We start from the raw sequence: 21,765 nt of genomic DNA, 5'->3' as shown, positions 1-21,765 counted from the left end.
AATACCAACCTTGTTCGTTGTAAGGGTAAGTGCTTTTGAGTAAGTTTTTCTTTATTGTTTATATGTTTTTATTTGTTTGCTCGCAGCATAGCTTTGCTTCACAAACTTATTCAGAACAATTACAACGTATCACTAACAACGAACAATTGTCGCAAAGCTTTATAGTGAAATCACTCCAAGATGACATGGGCTATGTATGGATTGCTACAACTGAAGGTTTATACCGATTCGACGGATACCAAGTCACGCCTTACGAGAGCGAATTGGGTTTAAAAAATAACTACATTAATAGTATTTATAAAGCAATTGACGGCCAAATTCTGGTTAATACTCAACTTGCAGGAAGTTATTTGATTAACCCTAATACCTTGCAAGCAGAGCTAATATATTCAGGGCACTTAAACCAAAATCAAGAAAAGTTCTCTCCTGTTCAGGCCGTTGCTGAACAACCGGCGCATTTTTATTTTTCTATTGATTCGCACATCTACCGATATGGTAAAACATCAAAAGACCTAACACTCATCTCATCTTTGCCCGATGAAAATATGTTTATTAGAGCATTATCATTATACCAAAACACATTGTATATTGGTGCCGATCAGGGGCTATATGTTTATAACTTTGCCAATAACGACCTACAACAAATAACACTTAACGACATTCAAGAAGTTACAAACGATAGCAACAATGTTAAATTTTTATCCATAGATGATGAGCTTGGTTTGCTAGTTGGTACGGTTGAAGGAATGTATCGGATTGCTTTTGATGAAATTAAAAATATAAACCCTTCAGCATTAACAACTTTGATAAGTGACTATAATATTTGGGATTATATAAACACACCGTATGGTGAGTTTATTGCCACAGAAAGTGGGTTATTTGAATTCGATAGAAAAAACACAAGTATTAGCCCTATTTTAAACTTCAAAGATAGTAACTACAACGTAACAGAGAACACGATAAACGATATTATGTTTGATGAGTCGGGCTTACTCTGGTTAGGCTCTAGAACACATGGAATATTTACTTGGGCAGCACAAACAAAAAAGTTTAAAAAAATAACCTTACCTGAAAATAATATTGTAAACACTATTTACCAAGATAATAGTAAATTACTGTGGATAGGCACTGACGATGGGCTTGTTCAGTATAACTTAGAAACCCAAAAGAGTGACTTATATCTACAATCTAAAGATAGCAAAGCGGTCTATGGCCTATCGGCTATAGGTGATATTTTCCCTGCATATGGCAAAGGCGATAACTACCTATGGCTAGCAACTTTTTCCGGGCTCGATCTCTTTAATAAAGAAACAACAACATTTGAAAAAAACAAATACATTACTCAGTACAAGTTAAATACCGACTATACGTTCGGCATTGCACAAGTTGCACCCGATACTTTTGCTTATATAAACAATGATAACTTTTATATATTTAATGGTAACACAGGCGAAAACCGAGTTATTAATGGACTAAAAGAGCAGGTATCGCCCATGCTTGCATATACGTTTCATACTCCCTCTGAGGCTTTCCCTGGCGAATTACTGTTAAGTACCTCTGACACGCTTTATCGATACAACGAAGAAACAGCGACTTTAATTACTATTTTTGAATCTAAAACAGCAAAAAAAAATCTTTACCATACAGTAGAGAATTATTATTACGATGCTAAGCGAGAGCTGCTGTGGTTAGCCACCACCCAAGAAGGCTTAATTGCAGTAAACGCTAAAACATATCAGCAAGTGCATGTATTTGATAAACACAACTCATTAAATACTAACTCTATTTTTAAACTTATTGCAGATAATAAAGACTTTTTATGGATAAGTACTGATAACGGTCTTTATCAACTTAATTTAGATACGCTTAACATCACCACGTACACAATAAAAGATGGCTTAAGTAACAATCACTTTACAGCTCTAGCAGCATTAAGATTACACAACAACGAGTTAGCGTTTGGTAACCGTAGCGGCGTGCTAATGTTTGACCCAGAGCAATTTGATAATGAACAGCGAAAAATCAATAATAACTTAGCAATTACTAATATTAGTTTGTTTTCACAAGCCCTTAATTACTCCCCTTCAAAATACAGCACTGATCCATTAATGCTTAAGCACGACGATATGGGCTTAACGGTTCGGTTTTCAAATTTTGATTATAAAAATATTAATAAAACCTACTATAAAGTTGAGCTTACAGGCCCTTCGTCTTTGAGCTACAACGATTTAAAATCTAACCAGGTGTTTTTTACTAAATTACAACCTGGTGATTATATTTTGTCTGTGTCTACTCAACAGCGAAATGGAGTGATCACAAGTGACCCCATACAGTTAAAATTTAGTGTAGCTTACGCCCCTTGGCAGTCTCCTATTGCATATACTTTATATTTTATTGCTATTGCTGTTATTTTGTTTTTATTTTTCTGGCAATACCGAAGCCGTAAAATTGCAATTGAACAAGCTCACCGCGCCGCTGTGCACTCTAAAACACAAACTGAGCTGGCACTAAAAAGTAATAAAAGCGGTGTATGGAACTATAGCTTTGCAGATAACTCAGTAAATACAGATAGAGGCGCAGAGCTTGGCTACGAGAATTTACCTGAACGCATCGATATAAGTAGTTTTTTTAATATTATGCATCCTGATGAGCGTCGCAGGCTACAAAGTAAATGGAATACTTTTACAAACCAAACTAAGCAAAAACATTGGCAAGCTACTTATCGTTTACGGCACAAAGATGGGCACTGGTTATGGTTTCATGATTTGGGGCAAACTATTTATAATGAAGACACTAAAGAGCCTCTTTATGTGTCGGGTATTTTTACTAATATTACCGAGCAGCTGGCAAACGAACAACAAGCCAAGATATTAGGCGAAGCATTTAGTCAAATAAATGACTTTTTACTTATTTTAGATGAAGACCTCGTGCCATTTTCAGCCAATAACAGCTTTATGGATGTGTTTTCTGATGAAGGCAGAGAGGGGATTGTTACCTCAAAATTATTTATTAATGCCATTGGTCAAGCTAAGTGTAGAGAGTTTGCAACAATTTTAAAAGCACTTAAACCAAAAGAAAACTGGCGAACAAATGCTTATGTAAAGACCACAAAAGCTGAAAAACACCCTATTCATTTAAGTGCCACAGCCGTTGCTAATGAAAAAGATAAAGTCAGTTATTATGTTATTGTTATTACCGATTTAACAGAGCAAAAACGCGCTGAAAATGAGTTACGCTACCTTGCTAATTACGATGCGTTAACGGGCTTACCTAATCGTAGTTTAATGAATCAAAAAATCGAAAATGCCATTACAAGCGCCGCTAAAGACGATTCGCAATGCGCTGTAATATTTATAGATTTAGATAAATTTAAACCCGTCAATGACTCCTTTGGCCATGCTGTGGGTGACAAACTATTGTGCAATATTACCGAGCGAGTGAGCCAATACTTAGGTGATGACGCTACATTTGGCCGCCAAAGTGGTGATGAATTTTTAGTGTTAGTTGAAAACGTTACCTCAATGGCTTCTTTACAACACACCCTCAACGAAATGAGCAAAGAGCTGGCTAACAAGGTTATTATTGAAGACTTCGCTATTAATATATCAGCCAGTATTGGTATTGCATTGTACCCATACGATGCAACATCGACCGATGCCCTCATACGTAACGCAGATATTGCCATGATGCATGCTAAACAAGCAGGCAGAAATGGATTTCAGTTTTTTAATGAAAAAATGAATGAGCAAATTAAACAAAAGCTTATTCTTGAAAACGACTTAAAAGATGCTGCTAGGGACAATCTGTTTTTTAATCACTATCAACCTATTGTTAATACACTAGATAAAACAATAAGTGGGGTTGAATTACTCATGCGCTGGGAAAACCAAGGCAAACCGGTTTCTCCCGCTTTATTTATACCTGTTGCTGAAGAGACTGGCTTAATTGATATGTTAACTGAGCAAGCATTACAGCGTGCAATTACTGAGCTTGCTCCACTTTTGAACATTAACCCGTTGTTTTACATATCGTTAAATTTGTCTCCAAAACATATTTTAAAGGCCAACATAACGCAGCAGCTCAGCTCCATACTAGAAAAAGCACAGATAAAACCACAACAACTTCGTTTAGAAATTACAGAAAACACGCTATTAGAAGATAAATACAAAGCGGCTAAGCAACTAAAAAGCTTACAGGCTGCTGGTTTCAAACTGTATCTTGATGATTTTGGCACTGGCTATTCATCGTTAACTTATTTGAGTCAATTTCCAATTAATGTGATAAAAATAGATCAAAGCTTTGTTAATAGTATTGGCATTGATAAAGGGGATGAATCTATTATTAAAACGATTTACTCACTCGCTGAAAACTTAGAGTTATATTGTATTGCCGAGGGTGTAGAAACGCGTGAGCAGCTAGACTTCTTGCGTAATATAGGCTGTTATCAGTTACAAGGGTATTACCTTGCTCGCCCTATGAGTGCTAACGATTTAATGAGCCCGGAGTGCTTCGAAAAAATTATTGATTTGATATGAAACTAAAAGCGACTTAGTTAAGTCGCTTTTAGGTTTAACGCATTAGTGTATGTGCTTGCATTCGTAGCTTTCTATTTGTAATACGCTGTTGCGCACATTAAATTTATCTGCAAGCAGTTTAATTACCTTTAAGCGGCACTCTTCATCATGTTTTTCTATAGTACAGTGTTGTTTTAGCACAACATGAGCACCAACAATAACCTTTTTGTTTTTACGAACAACAGTGACATTGTGCACATTTGCAACATGTTCCATGGTGGTTATTTCTGTTTCAATATCGGCCACTTTAGGTAACTTAGCTTTATTTGAACGCAACCCCTTGAGACAGCTAATAATGACCTTAATACCGGTAAACAAGACAAAAGACGCAATTAACATGCTCGATAAAATATCAATTACATTCCAGCCTGTTATGTATATAAGTACACCAGCAGCAAAAGTAGAAACCGTTGATATTAAATCAAAAAACGAGTGTAAAAACACGGCATACACATTAATGCTCGCCTTACGACCTTTATAAAGCACCCATGCCGCTGCGCCATGAAATAAAAAACCAATAGCAGCAATTACCGACATCAAGTAACTATTAATAACCAGCTCATGTCCCCCTTTATGATGCATAAAGCGCTCAGTGCCCTCATATAAAATAAGTGAACTAATGGCTAGGTATAAAACGCCGTTGATCAACCCCCCTATTAGCTCTGCTTTTTGATGGCCATCGTTATAGGTTTTAGCTAAATGAATAGCAAAGCTAGACGCAATGAGAGCAATGAACAAAGAGCTATTATGAACAAACAAATGCCCTGCATCAGCAAGTACTGCAAGTGAGTTTGCGTAATACGCACCCACTAATTGAATCACCATAAATGAGCAGGTAATTGCAAGTGCAATTAACAAACGGCGACGAGAAGCATGATGTGTGGTTATTTCTGTCATGAAATATAATAGACCTTCACTAAAAATAAAGTAAGCTTATGAAATAAAGCAAATTGGGAAATACGTAATGATATACAGTCACAATTGTAATACGTAGGCCAAATAAACGCACTAAAAACTTAGTAAAACACAAAAAACTGTACTAAAAATAACTAAGCAGATACAAAAATAATAATTAATTCATAAATATGGTCAGTTATCATATTTTAATGCGGAGAAACCCGTGAGCCATGACTCAAACAATACAATTTGGCAGGTTTTTAATCTAATTAATTTGGCGGTGATTGTTTATGACAATAAAACACATAATTACATCTTAAACCAACATGCCAAAACGTTACTTAACATAAATAGTGACGACGCGCTTAGCAGCGATGTTTTTAACAATATTACGCTTCGCGACTTTAATGATGATACGGTTGTTACCGTTGAGCAATTATTCACATCTACTATAACAGCTGTTTTATTAGAGTGTGAATTCACGCCTCAGCTTTTAAATGTGAACCACTCAATCATTGATGACTCTGTTTCTATGATCACTTTAGAGCAAGACCATAGTCATGCAGAGCAATATAATTTTGACCATATTATTTCAAAAATATCCACCAAACTAATTGATATTCAAAATGACAACATTGATCAACAAATTAACTTTGCACTCAAAGCCATAGGCACCGTTTGTAAAGCAGATAGAAGCTACTTATTTGAATTTAATACCGATAGTGAAACTTTAACCAATACGCATGAATGGGTGAACACCGGCATAACTGCCTACAAAGACAGGTTGCAAAACGTCCCTAAAGCCGAGCTACCCTACTTTTTTGATGTAATGAACTTAACACACCTATTTAAAGTTAATGATGTTGCTCAGTTACCGCCAGAAGCGAATTCAGAAAAAGCAGAGTTTGAAGCGCAGAGTATTCAGTCTGTTTTATGTGTTGGCCTGCGCTTTGACAAGGAGCTTGTTGGTTTTATTGGCTGTGACTGTGTTAATACAAAACGCCAATGGAGCAAAATAGATTTAATAAGAATCAAGCTCGTAGGCGAAATTATTAATAACGCACTCAAAAACATAAACTATAAAAAAAAGCTGCAGTTAGCCCAAAAACAATTAATTAACGCTAATACAAAATTAAATAAGTTAGCAAACACCGATGCACTTACTAATATTGCCAACCGCCGATTTTTTGATACTTCCCTAAAGAGCGAAATTAAACGCTCTGCAAGACAACACCAACCAATTAGTTTAATTATGTGTGATATCGACTTTTTTAAGCGCTATAACGACAATTATGGCCACCACAAAGGCGATGAAACGTTAAAACACGTTGCTCGTGCATTAAAAAGTTTATGTAAACGTGAGGGTGACATAGCAGCTCGCTATGGCGGTGAAGAATTCGCAATCATTTTACCTGCTACGAATATAGAGCAATGCCATAAATTTGCTTTGTTAATTGAGCAAAAAATAAAAGCACTGAATATTACGCATGAGTTCTCTCCTATTGCCCCTTACATAACACTTAGCTTTGGTTGCTTTTGTAGTTATCCAAATGCAGATACACACACAGAAACCCTAATAAAAAGCGCTGACATTGCTTTATATAAAGCAAAGAAAGCTGGCAGAAATCAAATATGTATTTTTGAATAATAAACAATCATAAATTACTCTTTTCACAATGAAAGTCATATCATTATATTAATAACCACTTTGTGCTATTTAAATGAACAATAAATTGCCCATTTAAATTTATAAATTAAAAACACTTTCTTAGCTTAAGTCATCAGCACTTGGTATAACCACGCCATATAAGTCATTAATGGTTGCTAAGGCACTTTTATGTAGATCAGATGCCAACACATCACTTACTGAAGTTTGTAATGACCTTGTAGCGCACGCGTCAGCGACTACCGTTGCGTGGTTACCTCTTAAAAATGCACCTTGCGCTGTAAATGTCACACACATGTGGGTCATAAACCCAACAATGATCAATTTATTATTACCAATTACATCTACTTGTTCGCCTAAGTCTGTTCCTACAAAACTATCGGGAGCTGTTTTAACGATAACTTTTTCATCCGCAATTGGCGCGACACTTGAGTGTATTTGGCCTATTTCGGCATTAATATCGTAAGGCGAGCCTTCACCACCATCATGCATAATATGAATAATTTTAGAACCAGCAGCACGTGCATCAGCCAGTAAAATTGCCGCATTATTAAGAGCATCTTGCCACCCTTCTAACTCCATAACACCTTGTGTATAAGTATTTTGATAATCAACAAATATAAGTGTGGCGTTTGTAAGTGAAGCGGGTGTTGAGTCAAGCCCATTAAGTTCACGAAGTGTCGTCGTCATAATTTATCCTTTAATACCGAGTTAAATTTAAGTTTATAAGCTATCACGGCTGTGACAGCCGTGTTGCTGCGTTTGCACCGTGACAGCTTATACTTTATAGTCGGTTGCAAATAGTGTCCTAAAGGACGGTAGTCGATGATATTAGGCCAAAATGACATTGCTCTGTGAACATACCGTTGCGATTGTTGCTTATAACAATATCAGTTTGTTTCACCTATCTATTCCGTGTAGTATTTTTGGTGAAGACTTAGACCGCGTGGGCGCTCGTCCATATAAAGTCACAGTATGTACAGAAACGGTAGGTCTGGTGCCAACACTTTCTGGCTTTCCCATAGAAATAAAACAAGACCTGTCAATACTTGAAACTGCTGATACTGTCATCGTACCCGCGTGGTGCGATCCTGATATACCCGCCTCAACAGCTTTACTTAATGCACTTCGCCGTGCACATGCTCGTGGAGCAAGAATGGTAGGTTTATGTTTAGGCGCTTTTGTGCTTGCTGAAGCAGGTATATTGGATGGCAAAACAGCATCAACCCACTGGGTATGGGCTAACGACTTCGCACAAAAATACCCAAAAGTAAACTTTGATAACGATGTACTGTACATTGACGAAGGAAATGTTTTTACCTCAGCAGGCGCCGCTGCCGCAATTGATTGTTGCCTACATTTATTACGTCGTGATCACGGCGCAGATATTGCCAACAGCGTGGCCAGACGCATGGTTGTGGCGCCTCACCGCAGTGGAGGACAAGTACAGTACATAGAAAAACCCATTCCTCGACACATCGATAGTAACCGTTTAGAGCCGGCTATCACTTGGGCACTAAAAAATTTAACTAAACCTTTAACAATCGATGAACTCGCCAGTAAAGCAAGTATGAGTCGCCGTAATTTTTCTCGACTTTTTAAAAAAGCAATGGGCACTACATTTACACAATGGCTGCTGAGTCAACGTCTAACCATCGCGCAGCAGCTATTAGAAACAAGTAACCACAATATAGATAGAATTGCTAATCAATCTGGGTTTTCATCGAGTGTTAGCTTTCGACAACAGTTTTTAGCCGCTTTCTCTATTTCACCTTCCGCTTACAGAAAGCAATTTAAAAGTAGCGAGCCGCAATAAAAAGTTACTCGCACATACGCAAATCACTTGTTAGCATGAGGTATTATCAAAGGATGGAAATGAGCATGACGAACAATAATCATACGTTAGTCGTTGAAGGTGGTGCAATGCGCGGTATTTTTGCTGCAGGTGTACTTGATGAGTTTTTAGAGCAAGGATATCAACCCTTTAATCGGTATTTTGGAGTATCAGCTGGTGCTACAAATGTGGCAGCCTATTTATGTAAGCAGCCAACACGCAACTACAAAGTGATCACCGATTACTCCTGCAGGCCAGAATTTATTAATCTCGCACGTTTTATCAAAGGCGGCCATCTATTTGATTTAGATTGGCTGTGGCAAGAGACAGTTCGTGAAATCCCCTTGAATACCGACGAATTCTCGCAATCTCCTTACGATTTTTATATTGTTGCAACGGCAATAGATTCAGGTAAAGCTCACTATTTGCAAGCAACGGGCAATGAAATGGTTGAGCAATTAAAAGCCTCTTGCGCCATCCCAATCGCTTATCGGGATTACCCAACAATAAACGGGATCGCAATGACCGATGGTGGCGTTGCCGATTCTATTCCGGTAAAAAAAGCCTATGAAATGGGTGCATCAGAAATAACAGTTATCCTTTCCCAACCTTTAGGCTATCGTAAAAAAGACAACAAAGTACCGTGGTTAACTAAACAACTCTATAAACAGAGCCCTGCGCTTGCAGAGGCCGCCATACAGCGTTCTAAAAATTATAATGACAGTATTGATTTTTTGCACAATGCTCCGTCAGATTGCAAAATAAATATTATTGCACCACCAACAGGGTTTAAAGTCGGCCGCACCACTAAAAATCGAGCTATACTCAATTCAGGCTATCAAATGGGCATAAGTGAAGCTAAAAGTTACTTGGATAACCCTAGATTTGGTAGCAATGGTTATGAGCGATAAAACCATTTCAAACAGATTGCCCGAAGTCAAAATTGCATTTACTCATACACCCAAAGCTATTGAAATTATAAAATATGTTTATGGTGAACGTTACTCAACGTGCTTGAGCATACACAGGTAATACAAGAAGGGTTATTAATAAACAGTATGGACTCAGAAGAAATATATAGTGATATAACCCTGAATTTACATCTAATTCAAGCTATTAATTTTTAAACCCGCGAGTTAATGTAGTAAGGAATTATGTGTTAATGGCTTATTGTCAAAAAATAGATTATGTTTAGGCATAGTGCTTGCTTGTGTTCTTGTGTACGTACTAAATAAATTAAGGTTTTTTGTGAATTTTCTTCGATGCTTTCATAATATAGTCTCTGATCAACAGCTTAGCTTTGATCAAAAAATTGCAGACTTACTTGCTTTTGGGCTCGATGTTTTTCAGCTCGATTTGGCTATTATCAGCCGCGTAAAAAATAATTCTTACACTGTTTTACATGCTATTACCCCTGACAATTCTCTTGCTATTGGTACTGAGTTTGAGTTAAACGGCACCTACTGTACACATACTTTGTTGGCCAACTCTGCACTGGCATTTCATAATGCGTCGCAAAGTAGTATTGCAAATCATCCTTGCTATATTAATTTCCAATTGGAGGCGTATATTGGAGCGCCTATACGAATAGGTACAGACGTATTTGGAACTGTTAACTTTTCATCAGCTCAGGAATGCGCCCCTTTTAGCGACGAAGCTTATGATTATATTGAATTATTGGCTCAGTGGTTGGGCTCAGAATTTGCGCGCAATCAGGATAAAGTTAATCTCACTAAAAATAGTGACACCTTATTGAAACTTGAAAGCGTTGCAAATATAGGCACATGGGAAGTCGACCTAATAGACAATAGCATTTTTTGGAGCCAGCAAACTCGACGTATTCATCAAGCCGAAGAAGGCTATACTCCAAACATGGAAACAGCCATTGAATTTTATAAAGCGGGTAAAAGTCGAGATAGCATTAATAAAGCGGTAGAAAATGCGGTATCTAAGGGTGAAAAATGGCATTTAGAGCTGGAAATAGTTACCGCAAAGCAGCAAAATATTTGGGTGTCGACTTTTGGAGAGGCCGAGTTTAACAACGGCAAATGTGTGCGATTATTTGGTACTTTTCAAGATATAACTGAAGCCGTTAAGTTACGCGAAGAGTTAAAACAAAAAAAAGCACTTGCAGAACAACTCCTCCAAGACCGTAGTATGCTGTTTGCCAAAATTAGTCATGAGCTTAGAACCCCGCTTAATGGTATTACGGGAATGTTAGCGACTCTCATTGATGAACACGATTATGACAAGCGGGCAGAAAAAATTAAAGTCGCCCTTCGAAGTGCTGACATTTTATTAAGTATTATTAATGAAGTACTCGATTTTTCAAAAATAAATCATGGTGAGTTAAAACTGGAGCCTCACCACTCTCTACTTAAAACGGTATTTACCGATTTGGTTTCTTTATATTCGGTATTGTTTAGTAATAAACACATTGAACTGCTAGCCACTAATCTCATTCCTAATGATGTTTGGGTATACTGCGACACCTCTCGATTAAGCCAAATTGTCTCTAATTTACTAAGTAACGCGTTAAAATTTACAGAGCATGGATCTGTTTCTCTCTATTCGCAATTAGCATTAGACACAAAACACCCTTTACTTACCATTAAAATAACCGACACGGGTCGCGGCATGAGTAAAGCGTATTTAAACTCATTATTTAAGCCTTTTACCCAAGAGGTTGATGCTAACAACAATAAAGGCGGCACCGGATTAGGTTTAGCAATTGTTAAAGAACTCGTTGGTTTTATGAATGGCAAAATTGAAGTAACGAGTGAGGTTAATGTGGGTACGTGTTTTACCTTAACTATCCCGATTGAACTTGGCAAACAACAAATACAGACACCGAGTCTTAAATTGATTAATAATCATGGTGCCAAATTATCAGTACTGGTGGTTGATGATAACGAAATAAACCGCCTTGTATTAGAAGCTGCGCTGGATAAGTTTAATATAAAATCAGACTTTGCCATAGACGGCCAAGACGCAATTTTAAAGTGCAAACAAAAGCATTACGATCTTATTTTTATGGATTGTATTATGCCAATACTTGATGGTTTTGAAGCTACCAAACAATTAAGATCTAATAACATTTGTAGCCCCAAAAGCACATATATCGTCGCTCTGACGGCTAATGCTTCTTCCCAAGATAAACTAAGCTGTAAACAAGCGGGCATGGATATGTTTATAGCCAAACCATTTAAGCTTCCAGCAATAGAAGAAGCAATTACAAATACATTAAAAAGGCTGAGCGTAGCCACATTATAATAACGAGTGTCGCTCAGATTAACTTGCACTAGAAAACAAAGGATCATTATGACAAATAAAATTATTGGTATTGTACTTATTGTTATTGGTATCGCACTGGCAATATGGGGCTATGACGTTTATGACTCAGCAGTCTCTCAGGTTACCCGCGCATTAAACGGCGAAACACCTATGGAAGCCTGGCTTGGCTTTATTGGTGGCGCAGTCTGTATTTTAGTGGGTATTACCCGACTTAAATAGCGCTCAAAAAAGCCGCCTTTGGAGAGGGCGGCTTGGGTGAACAAACAGCTATGGGTGAGAGCTGTTATATCAAGAGACTTTAAGCTAAAACACTATTAAGCAGCGCTTTGCTCTGCATCGGGCGTTTGACGAATTAAATAGTCAAACGCACCTAGGCTTGCTGTTGCGCCCGCCCCCATCGCAATAATAATTTGCTTAAATGGCGTAGTGGTTGCATCACCTGCAGCATAAACGCCTTGTAACGATGTTGCGCCTTTGGCATCAATGAGTATTTCACCAAATTGGCTCAGTTCAAGGTCGCTGTCTTTCAACCATTCGGTATTAGGTATTAAACCAATTTGTACAAATATACCGGCTAAGTTCAACTGTTTACTCTCGCCGCTAAGGCGGTCGGTATAACTTAACCCCGTTACTTTTTTGCCATCACCAAGTACTTCCGTGGTTTGGGCGTTTTTAATAATAGTGATGTTTTTTAAGCTATTAGCTTTACGAATAAGTACCTCATCGGCGCGTAACGTATCAGCAAATTCAAGTACAGTAACGTGTTCAACTATATTGGCTAAATCAATTGCCGCCTCAATACCTGAATTACCACCACCAATAACCGCAACCGGTTTACCTTTAAATAGAGGCCCATCACAGTGCGGGCAGTATGCAACGCCATGGCCTTTATATTGTTGCTCACCGGGTACATTCATTTCGCGCCAGCGTGCACCGGTTGCTAGCACGAGTGATTTTGCTTTTAATACAGCGCCATTTTCTAGCGTAATATCATACCCATTACTGCCTTTTTGCAGGTTTGCCGCGCGTTGGTTGTGCATAACATCAACATCGTATTCTTTAACGTGTTCTTCCAACTGAGCCACCATTTTCGGCCCTTGCGTTGCTTTTATTGAAATAAAGTTTTCAATCGCTAATGTATCAGCAACTTGACCGCCAAATCGCTCTGCTACAACCCCAGTATTGAGCCCTTTACGTGCTGAATAAATAGCTGCCGAAGCACCAGCTGGCCCACCACCGACGACAAGTACATCAAACACCGACTTTTCATTGAGTGATGCTGCTTGGCGCTGTGCACCTTTGCTATCCACTTTATTTAAAATATCAGTGAGGCTCATGGCCCCTTGGCTAAAGGGTTCACCATTTAAATATACAGCGGGTACAGCCAGTATGTTTCTTTGCTCAACTTCATCTTGAAATAATGCCCCATCAATCATGGTGGCTTTAATATTGCTATTTGTTGCTGCCATAGTATTAAGTGCCTGCACAACTTGCGGGCAGGTTTGGCAACTCAAGCTAATGTACACTTCAAAATTAAGTGTTTGCTCAAGTGTTTGTATTTGTTCAATGTCATCTTTACTTGCTTTACTAGGGTGACCACCCGTATGTAATAGCGCTAACACTAAGCTAGTAAATTCGTGCCCCATAGGTACACCTGCAAAGGTAATATGGGTATTTTTTTCTGGTGAATGCACCACCATAGAAGGCCTGCGGGCGCTAGTATCGGGATTATTTATTACACTAAACTTATCGCTTAGTGACGCTAAATCGTTTGCTAGACTTTCTACTTCTGTTGATTTTTTGCTGTCGTCCAAGGCGATAAGCAGCTCAACAGGCTGAGTCAGCGATTCAAAATGGCTTTTTAGTTGGTTCTTTATGTTGTTGTCTAACATGGCTTAGCCCCTTAAGGAAAATTAAAACAGCAAGGTTCCCATGCCATCAGTGCATGTGCGAAATTTTAGAAACGTGTGATGGCGTGGGAGAGTGCCCAGTGAACCTATACAGGCTCACTGGTATTAGAGTCATGTTCTACTCTAAATTTAGTTAGTGGTAAGGTTTAAATCTTACCAACTAGGTCTAGTGAAGGTGCTAATGTGTCTTCACCTGGCTGCCAAGATGCAGGACAAACTTCGCCATCATGTGTTGCAATGTATTGCGCTGCTTGTACTTTACGAACAAGTTCTTTAGCACTGCGACCAATGCCTAAGTCATGTGTTTCAACAACTTTGATTTCGCCCTCTGGGTTCATTACAAATGTACCGCGAAGTGCTAAACCGTCATCTTCAATCATGACACCAAAGTTGCGTGTAATACGCCCTGTTGGGTCACCAATCATTGGGTAAGTAATTTTACCGATTGTATCTGACGTGTCATGCCATGCTTTATGCGTAAAGTGTGTATCAGTTGATACTGAATAAACTTCAACGCCCATTTCTTGTAACTGTGCGTAATGATCTGCAAGGTCACCTAGCTCTGTAGGGCATACAAATGTGAAATCTGCAGGGTAAAAGAAAAAGATAGACCACTTACCTAATACGTCTTTTTCAGTGAGTTCTACAAAGTCACCATTGTGGTAAGCTGTTGCATTGAAAGGTTGTAATTTTGTGTTAATCAATGAAGTGCTCATAGTATTCCTCATTTATGTTTAGTGTATTTATAAAAAGTTAACGCTGTATGCGTTGGCTTGATTAATACAATAAGGCCATTGAGAAATTAAATAAAATTGATTGTTTAGATTAAAACAATCGATTTTTAAGATTGCAAACCCAAGGAGTGATCTACTGCTTACTTTTAAGCGTTAAAGCAGTTACAACTCAACTACCACTCATAGTCAGTTGCGTTATATTGATTTTAATAAGATTACACTGCACATCCTTGCTACAATAACGTGGTTTACATTACACAACCTTCAAAGGCATTTCGTTTATGGAAAAATTCGTCAATCACATTCAACTAGGCTATTTAGGCTTATTGCCATTTTTAGGCTGTGTGGGCTGGCCGCTTATGTTTGGCAGTAACAGTGTAAATTTAGAGTTTTTTAGTTTTTACAGCATTGCTATTTTAGCGTTTATGGCGGGTAACTTATGGCATGCAGGCCAACAAAGCTTTGCTGATGCGATTAAAGCTGTGCTACCGGTTATTCCTATTCCGTTTTTATCATTCTTACCGATTGAGTGGATGCTTGCTTGGTTAGGCGCGAGTTTTTGGTTAGTACTGATTTTTGAAAAGGCCACAATACAGTGGCAGGGTTATCATAAAGATTATCAAAAAATGCGTTTTGTGCTCACATCAGTGGTATTTGTGTGTCATATCTTAATTATTGGTATGAGTATTTACCCTAAATAACACGCCATGGCTTAACCATTGGTCTGTAATAGGGTAACATCCGCGCACTGTATTGAGAGGACACACCATGATAGACCAATTACGCCAACAGCTTACTGACCTTGGTGAGAATTTTGTAGAAAAAAACGCGGCTTTTAAAATTAAAGTGATCCCGTTTTTTTGCGCTATTAGCATAAAAAAAGATCATAAAAGTGAGGGGCGTCTTTCTTTTTATTCAAATCAGCTCATTGAAATATTTATGGTGGTGTTGTTTGTTTTATTTGGCTTAGCCATTTACGACCCTCAAGCCGGTTTTACTCATGGCCCTATTCATATTGTGTTTGCTATTTTGATTACCTTTAACTTAATTCTTAAACAAGTTGCCATCGAAGGGTTAAAAACGCGTTTAGCTATGTATAGGTTACATCATCAGCTGATTAGTACACCGCATCCTGATACATCGCCTGTTACTAATAAAAACATATAATTTAATATGTACTTAAACCCAAATTGGAACATACTCACGGTAGGTGATGGCGACTTATCGTTTTCACACGCGCTTTATAACCACATTAAACCGCAAAAGTTAGTTGCCTCAACCTATGATTCAGCTGCAACTCTTACAGAAAAATATCCCGATAACGCGCTTGCCTCACTTAAAGCACATAAAGTTAATGTGCTTAATGAATTTGATGTTACCAACACACAATGTTGGCAACAACTAGCCGAGCACCTAAACAGCTTTGATGTAGTGATTTTTCAATTTCCACTTATTCCTGCGTTTATTGGTCGCGACGCATTTGAGAAAAATACACGTAATAACAGCATGAACGTGCTTAACCGTGCGTTACTGCATCAATTTATAAAATATGCCAATGAGTTTGCCTTGAACCCACAAGGCCCTGGGTTATGCTATATAACCTCAAAAGATGTTAAACCGTATCGTGAGTGGAATATTGAGGGGAGTTTAAATACCCATTTAAACGCGGCATACCAAGGACAAATGCCATTCGATATCAGTCGCTTTGATGGCTATAAAATTCGCAATGTCGACCGTGACAAACACGTCAAAGACACCAGCGGTATTACCTATGTATTTAGTGAAAATACACCACCCGAATTAAGTGGTATGTTAGCAACTCCTAACTATTTAACTGATAATTATTGCCCGCTTTGTCGTGTGGGGCCGTTTTTAGCGGATGAAGATAAAAACAAACATTTTGCCGCTAAAAAGCACCAGCAAATGCTCAAACTAGAGCAAGACTGGCAGCAATGGTTAACAGCGTTTTATAAGTCAAGTTAGTCACAAAGTGCAGCTTGCTTTATTAAGTCAGCTGCTTTTTCTGCAATTGCTATTACCCCAGCATTGGTATTTCCGGTAATAATACTGGGCATAATAGAGGCGTCTACCACCCGTAAATTTTGCACACCGTGAACACGTAATTCGCTATCAACCACAGCCATATCGTCTTGGCCCATTTTGCAGGTTCCTACGGGGTGATATTCTGTATCGGCTGTTTGCCTAATAAACTCAATAAGCTGCGCATCATCATTAATATCAAGCGGATACACCATATCTGCACGAATAGTATCAAACGCTTTGCTTTGCATTATGCTCAATGTTTTTTTAAGCCCAAGTAGCATAACCTGTAAATCATCGGGGTGGCTTAAATAATTAGGATCAATGAGTGGCGCACTTAAAGGGTTGGCATCCGCTAAACGAATAGTGCCGCGGCTTTTAGGGTGCATTATGCTGCTATGAATACTGTATCCATGGCCATAATGCAGTTTACGGCTGTGATCGTCCACCAGCCCAATAACAAATTCAAGTTGCACATCGGGCACAATAGAATCTGTAAATAAGTTTACAAACGCATGCGACTCGGCAAAGTTACTGGTCAGCTTTCCTTCGCGTTTGGCAAACCAATCAACGCATCCTTTTGCAATATTAAACGCACCGCTGGCACTTATTCCAAATGTGCCTTGCGAATATTTTGCTTTGTATAATGGCACAACGGTTAAGTGATCGTGCAAATTACTGCCTACACCTTCTAATGGCGTTACAAGCTCAATGTTATGCTGCTTTAAATGATCTGCAGGCCCCACTCCCGATAACATTAAAAGTTGGGGGGAGTTAATAGCACCGGCACTTAAAATAACTTCTTTATGGGCATTTAGCACATAGCTTTTATTATTAACTGCAACTGTTACACCAGTTGTTGATTTCCCGCAAAAATTAATTTTATGCACCTGCGCATCAGTGAGCACGGTTAAGTTTTTACGAGCTAAATTAGGTGTTAAGTACGCTTTTGCCGCACTGCAACGCTCCCCTTTATGTTGAGTGACCTGCGATAACCGCGCACCTAGCTGTTGCTGCGCATTAATATCGTCATTAAGGGCAACGCCTTGCTCTTGGCATGCATTTAAAAACAGCTGATTAACTGGGCTTGGTAAACTTAGCTCTTGCACATGTAAGGGGCCATTTACACCATGATATGGGCTGTTGGTAAAGGTTTTGTTGTTTTCAGCTTTGATAAAATAAGGCAGCAAACTGGTATAATCCCAGCCGGTATTTCCCATAGCGGCCCAGTTGTCGTAGTCTTTTTTATTCCCTCTTATGTAAACCATGGCATTGATTGAACTTGAACCACCAAGCACTTTACCTCTGGGCATAAACCCACAGCGGTTATTAAGCTCTTTTTGTGGCACCGTGTTGTAATGCCAGCTATTAATGCCATAAGGCACACTAGCTGCAACTCCCGCAGGCATTTGCACCAGAGCACTTTGGTCACGGCCGCCGGCTTCAATTAAACACACACTCACATTTTTATTTTCAGATAATCGCGAGGCAACAACACAGCCGGCACTGCCTGCGCCAATCACAATGTAATCAAATGAGGTGGTATGCATAAAATATCTCCCATTAAAAAAACTACTTTGCATGGATTATCTACTAAAAACTTGATATTTTTAGACACCTCTTCACTAATGCAATTGTTATGAGCAGCCTAATTAAAGCCACTTCTTTACAGGGAATTGATACATTAATTACCGAACTAGGTGGTGATACAGCAAGCATTATGCGCCATTGCGCCATTGAGGTAACGTTAAACTCCCTTGAAACCCAAAGCTTAACTTATCGCCATTATGCCGAACTTTTAGAATACTGCGCTCATAGCTTAAACTGCCCAAGTTTTGGTCTTAAACTCGCTAGCAAACAAAGTTTTGATATTTTAGGGCATATCGCTATCGCCGCTAAAAGTGGAACTAATTTAGGTGAAGCGCTTACATGGGTAATTAAATACCTGCACTTACATACACCCGCACTTAATTTAACCACGCATACACTTGAAGATGACCAAAATATATTTTTATCATTCGAAATAAAACTCAAGCCTTTACCTGTTATAAATCAAGTTATTGAATTAACAATTGCACTGGCGCTCGCTACCTTAAAAAAAGTGAGCCAAAATCAATGTAAACCCATTAAGGTATTTTTACCGCAAAAGCTTGATGCAAATCTGCGCGCTTACCATCAACACTTTGGCTGTAACGTTATTGAACACAGAAACAGCGCCGGTATTTTAATCGCCAAAAACGATTTATTATTGCCACTTAATGTTTCTGATCAACACAAAGTACAAGCCGCATTAAACTTTTTAGCCGCTAATAATGCGCATACTCAGTCGTTACCTTCGCAAGTAAGTGCACTTATTCGACCCATGCTGCCCCTTTTTCAATGCTCAAACCAAACGATAGCAACGGCACTTAATCTGCATCCTCGCACCTTGCATCGTGAACTTAAAAAACATAACACCAGCTTTGTGAAACTAAAAGATGCCACTCGCCGCGCATTATGTGAACACTATTTAATGCAAAACCAATTTTCTATTTCACATATTTCCGAGCTGTTAGGTTATCAAGAACAAGCCACATTAAGTGCCAGTGTAAAACGCTGGTTTAACTGCTCTGCTCGCGCATTTAGAGCAAAATATTGTTAAACTGCAAAGCTGTGTAAAATACATAAAAAGGCTAAACATGAATTTTGTAATTGTAGGTACCAATTTTATTAGCGACACCCTACTTGATGCGGCAAGTACTCTGAGTAATTTTAATTTATACGGTGTGTGTTCTCGGGCAGAAAGTAGCGCTGAGCGATTTTTAGCTAATCACGCCACTCATTCTCAAGCAAAAATATTTACCTCCATTGACGCTGTTTGCCAAGACGAGCTTGTAGAGGCAGTATATATTGCCGCACCAAATAGCCTGCATAAAGACTATGCTGTGCAATGTTTAGCTGCGGGCAAACACGTACTTGGCGAAAAACCCTCAGCAGCAAATAGTCATGAGCTTACTGCTATTTTAACGGCTGCTCAAAAACATCAACGTTTGTACATGGAAGCGATGATGACAACGCATTTACCTAACTTTGCTGTTTTAAAAAACGCATTAAAAAGAATCGGTACACCGCGTAAATTTATTGGCCAATTTAGCCAATATTCGTCTCGTTACGATAAGCTCAAAAACGGCGAGCGCCCTAATACCTTTTTGCCTGAATTTGCAAATGGCGCATTAGTAGACTTGGGTATTTACCCACTTTATTTACTTATAGCACTGTGGGGCGCACCAAACAGTGTGCACGCCAGTGGCGTATTACTAGAAACCGGTGTTGATGGTGCCGGCGATGTACTTTTAAATTATGCAGATAAACAAGCGGTAATTAGTTATTCAAAAATATCGCAAGGCGAGAACATAACCGAAATACAAGGTGAGTTAGGCCGTATTCGTATTGAAGCTGTATCGCAACTTAAAAAAGTGGAATTCATCGCTAATAATGGTCAAAAAGAAACAATAAGTGCAGATTTTGATGAGCATTTTATGAAGTATGAAGTGGCGCACTTTATTGAGATGATTGAGCAAAATGCATTAGAGTCACATATTAACAACCACCAGCTTTCACGCGATGTGATGACGGTACTCGATACCGCCCGCGCACAATTGGGCGTTATATACCCTGCCGATAGTAAAGCTGAGCTATAAATTTTTACTCAATCAGTCAGCCCTCATTACCCGCCACCTCAATCTTAAAAAAGAGTAACGCTTATTTTTCATTCAGCCCAGTGATAGCCTCTCATCACTGGGGACTCCATGTAAAACGTTAATTTACATTTACCTGCGTAGGTAAAAGCAGGTAATATGCGCCGCAATTAAATGGCAATATTTAAGGACGACCATGCAAAAATCAACCAAAGAGCTATTACTGGCTATTTTATGCATATTGCTTGCAATGATCACTATTCAGTCTGGGGCTTCACTGGCTAAGCAGCTTTTCCCTATTGTTGGCCCTGAGGGCACAACGGCCTTACGTTTAGGTTTTTCTGCCGCTATTCTTTGTTTGATTTTTAAACCTTGGAGACACTTTCCGGTTGCAAGCCAGCGTTTACCCATCTTAATTTATGGTTTGAGCCTAGGCGGCATGAACATTCTATTTTATTACGCCATTGAACGTATTCCACTGGGTATTGGTGTTGCGCTTGAATTTACCGGGCCACTTGCCGTTGCGTTATTTTCATCAAGACGAAAGCGTGATTTATTTTGGGTTGCTTGCGCAATAACCGGAATATTATTACTGTTACCCGATATGAAAGGCCAAGAAAGTTTAGATCCAATTGGCGTGATTTTAGCTCTAGCAGCGGGTGCGTGTTGGGCAGGTTATATTTTATTCGGTAAAAAAACCGGCAGCCAAAGCTCTGGTGGCGCAACGGTAGCGATGGGCATGACCATTTCAGCTATTGTGCTTGTACCTTATGGTGGCATATCACAAAGTGCCGCATTTACTTGGGATATTATTCCGTTAGGTATTGCCATTGCGGTACTCTCTAGTGCCCTACCTTACACTTTAGAAATGATCACGCTGCGTAATATGTCGCCGCAAGGGTTTAGCATTATGATGAGCCTTGAACCCGCTATTGCAGCACTCGCTGGCTTAGTTATTTTAGGTGAACTACTTAGCATTTGGCAGTGGCTTGCTATTTTATTAGTTATTATTGCCTCGGTTGGCAGCTCAACGTCAAACAGTAAAAAGCAGCCAGCTCCTGCTTAATATTTAATTAAATATTAAGCTACCGAGACACACAAAACCCACGCTATTTGCTTGGGTTTTGCAGTTAAGTTAT

At 38.9% G+C, this 21,765-nt stretch carries 17 protein-coding genes; 12 read left to right on the top strand and 5 right to left on the bottom strand.

Translation table 11 applies throughout. The annotated features are described in order from the left end of the window. The first annotated feature begins 35 nt into the window (after positions 1–35). Positions 36–4,535 (top strand): EAL domain-containing protein, encoded by a 4,500-nt coding sequence (locus AAGD16_RS16655; RefSeq protein WP_024601072.1) that lies wholly within the window; start codon positions 36–38, stop codon positions 4,533–4,535. Positions 4,536–4,577: 42 nt separating this feature from the next. Here AAGD16_RS16655 and AAGD16_RS16650 read toward each other — a convergent pair whose 3' ends face one another. Further along, positions 4,578–5,471 (bottom strand): cation diffusion facilitator family transporter, encoded by an 894-nt coding sequence (locus tag AAGD16_RS16650; RefSeq protein ID WP_013463085.1) that lies wholly within the window; start codon positions 5,469–5,471, stop codon positions 4,578–4,580. A gap of 223 nt (positions 5,472–5,694) precedes the next feature. Here AAGD16_RS16650 and AAGD16_RS16645 point away from each other — a divergent pair, with 223 nt between their 5' ends. Beyond that, positions 5,695–7,119, top strand: coding sequence for a diguanylate cyclase domain-containing protein (locus AAGD16_RS16645; RefSeq protein WP_377115243.1), 1,425 nt, complete (start codon positions 5,695–5,697; stop codon positions 7,117–7,119). Positions 7,120–7,239: 120 nt separating this feature from the next. Here the strand turns inward: AAGD16_RS16645 and AAGD16_RS16640 are convergent, their stop codons facing one another. Further along, positions 7,240–7,827, bottom strand: coding sequence for a cysteine hydrolase family protein (locus tag AAGD16_RS16640; RefSeq protein ID WP_024601074.1), 588 nt, complete (start codon positions 7,825–7,827; stop codon positions 7,240–7,242). 151 nt (positions 7,828–7,978) lie between these two features. Here AAGD16_RS16640 and AAGD16_RS16635 point away from each other — a divergent pair, with 151 nt between their 5' ends. The 4 genes from AAGD16_RS16635 (at position 7,979) to AAGD16_RS16620 (ending at position 12,484) form a co-directional block, all read left to right on the top strand. Then, the gene (locus AAGD16_RS16635) at positions 7,979–8,953 is read left to right on the top strand and encodes a GlxA family transcriptional regulator (RefSeq protein ID WP_016899609.1); all 975 of its coding nucleotides are present in this window, start codon (positions 7,979–7,981) and stop codon (positions 8,951–8,953) included. A 65-nt stretch (positions 8,954–9,018) separates the two neighbouring features. After that, the gene (locus AAGD16_RS16630) at positions 9,019–9,882 is read left to right on the top strand and encodes a patatin family protein (protein WP_058156112.1); all 864 of its coding nucleotides are present in this window, start codon (positions 9,019–9,021) and stop codon (positions 9,880–9,882) included. A 337-nt stretch (positions 9,883–10,219) separates the two neighbouring features. Next, positions 10,220–12,244, top strand: a complete 2,025-nt coding sequence (locus AAGD16_RS16625) for an ATP-binding protein (RefSeq protein ID WP_138764181.1) — start codon at positions 10,220–10,222, stop codon at positions 12,242–12,244. 48 nt (positions 12,245–12,292) lie between these two features. Beyond that, on the top strand, positions 12,293–12,484 hold the full coding sequence (locus AAGD16_RS16620; protein ID WP_377115237.1) for a DUF3185 family protein: 192 nt from the start codon (positions 12,293–12,295) through the stop codon (positions 12,482–12,484). 95 nt (positions 12,485–12,579) lie between these two features. Here AAGD16_RS16620 and ahpF read toward each other — a convergent pair whose 3' ends face one another. Together ahpF and ahpC are read right to left on the bottom strand one after the other, a co-directional pair. Further along, positions 12,580–14,157, bottom strand: coding sequence for an alkyl hydroperoxide reductase subunit F (gene ahpF, locus AAGD16_RS16615; protein ID WP_028834166.1), 1,578 nt, complete (start codon positions 14,155–14,157; stop codon positions 12,580–12,582). A 164-nt stretch (positions 14,158–14,321) separates the two neighbouring features. Beyond that, positions 14,322–14,891: an alkyl hydroperoxide reductase subunit C gene (gene ahpC / locus AAGD16_RS16610; protein ID WP_008115650.1), complete on the bottom strand. Its 570-nt coding sequence runs from the start codon at positions 14,889–14,891 to the stop codon at positions 14,322–14,324. Between the two features lie 299 nt (positions 14,892–15,190). On the opposite strand from ahpC, the gene AAGD16_RS16605 reads away from it, so the two are divergent. The 3 genes from AAGD16_RS16605 to AAGD16_RS16595 all read left to right on the top strand — a co-directional run bounded on the left by AAGD16_RS16605 (position 15,191) and on the right by AAGD16_RS16595 (position 16,892). Then, positions 15,191–15,610: a DUF3429 domain-containing protein gene (locus AAGD16_RS16605; protein WP_013463075.1), complete on the top strand. Its 420-nt coding sequence runs from the start codon at positions 15,191–15,193 to the stop codon at positions 15,608–15,610. Positions 15,611–15,677: 67 nt separating this feature from the next. Beyond that, positions 15,678–16,076, top strand: a complete 399-nt coding sequence (locus AAGD16_RS16600; RefSeq protein ID WP_377115232.1) for a hypothetical protein — start codon at positions 15,678–15,680, stop codon at positions 16,074–16,076. A gap of 6 nt (positions 16,077–16,082) precedes the next feature. After that, complete coding sequence (locus AAGD16_RS16595) at positions 16,083–16,892, top strand: class I SAM-dependent methyltransferase (protein ID WP_377115229.1); 810 nt, start codon at positions 16,083–16,085, stop codon at positions 16,890–16,892. On the opposite strand, the gene AAGD16_RS16590 is transcribed toward AAGD16_RS16595, so the two are convergent. Further along, positions 16,889–18,499, bottom strand: coding sequence for a GMC family oxidoreductase (locus AAGD16_RS16590; protein ID WP_377115226.1), 1,611 nt, complete (start codon positions 18,497–18,499; stop codon positions 16,889–16,891). The genes AAGD16_RS16595 and AAGD16_RS16590 overlap by 4 nt on opposite strands. Positions 18,500–18,588: 89 nt before the next feature. On the opposite strand from AAGD16_RS16590, the gene AAGD16_RS16585 reads away from it, so the two are divergent. The 3 genes from AAGD16_RS16585 (at position 18,589) to AAGD16_RS16575 (ending at position 21,692) form a co-directional block, all read left to right on the top strand. Then, a complete protein-coding gene (locus AAGD16_RS16585; RefSeq protein WP_377115223.1) occupies positions 18,589–19,590 on the top strand; it encodes an AraC family transcriptional regulator ligand-binding domain-containing protein in 1,002 nt (333 codons plus the stop codon). A 37-nt stretch (positions 19,591–19,627) separates the two neighbouring features. Further along, a complete protein-coding gene (locus AAGD16_RS16580; RefSeq protein WP_377115220.1) occupies positions 19,628–20,629 on the top strand; it encodes a Gfo/Idh/MocA family protein in 1,002 nt (333 codons plus the stop codon). A 193-nt stretch (positions 20,630–20,822) separates the two neighbouring features. Then, positions 20,823–21,692, top strand: coding sequence for a DMT family transporter (locus AAGD16_RS16575; RefSeq protein ID WP_024601085.1), 870 nt, complete (start codon positions 20,823–20,825; stop codon positions 21,690–21,692). Positions 21,693–21,765: the final 73 nt, after the last annotated feature.

Origin of the sequence: Pseudoalteromonas sp. M58 (assembly GCF_042604605.1) — a bacterium.
Classification (GTDB): domain Bacteria; phylum Pseudomonadota; class Gammaproteobacteria; order Enterobacterales; family Alteromonadaceae; genus Pseudoalteromonas; species Pseudoalteromonas tetraodonis.
The sequence above is the reverse complement of the archived record's forward strand: the minus strand, read 5'-3'. Positions and strand labels throughout refer to the sequence as shown.

Bases quoted from the DNA above. Each gene is read 5' to 3' on its own strand.
- AAGD16_RS16650 (WP_013463085.1), bottom strand. From the start codon at position 5,471: ATGACAGAAATAACCACACATCATGCTTCTCGTCGCCGTTTGTTAATT.
- AAGD16_RS16640 (WP_024601074.1), bottom strand. From the start codon at position 7,827: ATGACGACGACACTTCGTGAACTTAATGGGCTTGACTCAACACCCGCT.
- AAGD16_RS16635 (WP_016899609.1), top strand. From the start codon at position 7,979: ATGACATTGCTCTGTGAACATACCGTTGCGATTGTTGCTTATAACAAT.
- AAGD16_RS16630 (WP_058156112.1), top strand. From the start codon at position 9,019: ATGACGAACAATAATCATACGTTAGTCGTTGAAGGTGGTGCAATGCGC.
- AAGD16_RS16620 (WP_377115237.1), top strand. From the start codon at position 12,293: ATGACAAATAAAATTATTGGTATTGTACTTATTGTTATTGGTATCGCA.
- ahpF (WP_028834166.1), bottom strand. From the start codon at position 14,157: ATGTTAGACAACAACATAAAGAACCAACTAAAAAGCCATTTTGAATCG.
- ahpC (WP_008115650.1), bottom strand. From the start codon at position 14,891: ATGAGCACTTCATTGATTAACACAAAATTACAACCTTTCAATGCAACA.
- AAGD16_RS16605 (WP_013463075.1), top strand. From the start codon at position 15,191: ATGGAAAAATTCGTCAATCACATTCAACTAGGCTATTTAGGCTTATTG.
- AAGD16_RS16600 (WP_377115232.1), top strand. From the start codon at position 15,678: ATGATAGACCAATTACGCCAACAGCTTACTGACCTTGGTGAGAATTTT.
- AAGD16_RS16595 (WP_377115229.1), top strand. From the start codon at position 16,083: ATGTACTTAAACCCAAATTGGAACATACTCACGGTAGGTGATGGCGAC.
- AAGD16_RS16590 (WP_377115226.1), bottom strand. From the start codon at position 18,499: ATGCATACCACCTCATTTGATTACATTGTGATTGGCGCAGGCAGTGCC.
- AAGD16_RS16585 (WP_377115223.1), top strand. From the start codon at position 18,589: ATGAGCAGCCTAATTAAAGCCACTTCTTTACAGGGAATTGATACATTA.
- AAGD16_RS16580 (WP_377115220.1), top strand. From the start codon at position 19,628: ATGAATTTTGTAATTGTAGGTACCAATTTTATTAGCGACACCCTACTT.
- AAGD16_RS16575 (WP_024601085.1), top strand. From the start codon at position 20,823: ATGCAAAAATCAACCAAAGAGCTATTACTGGCTATTTTATGCATATTG.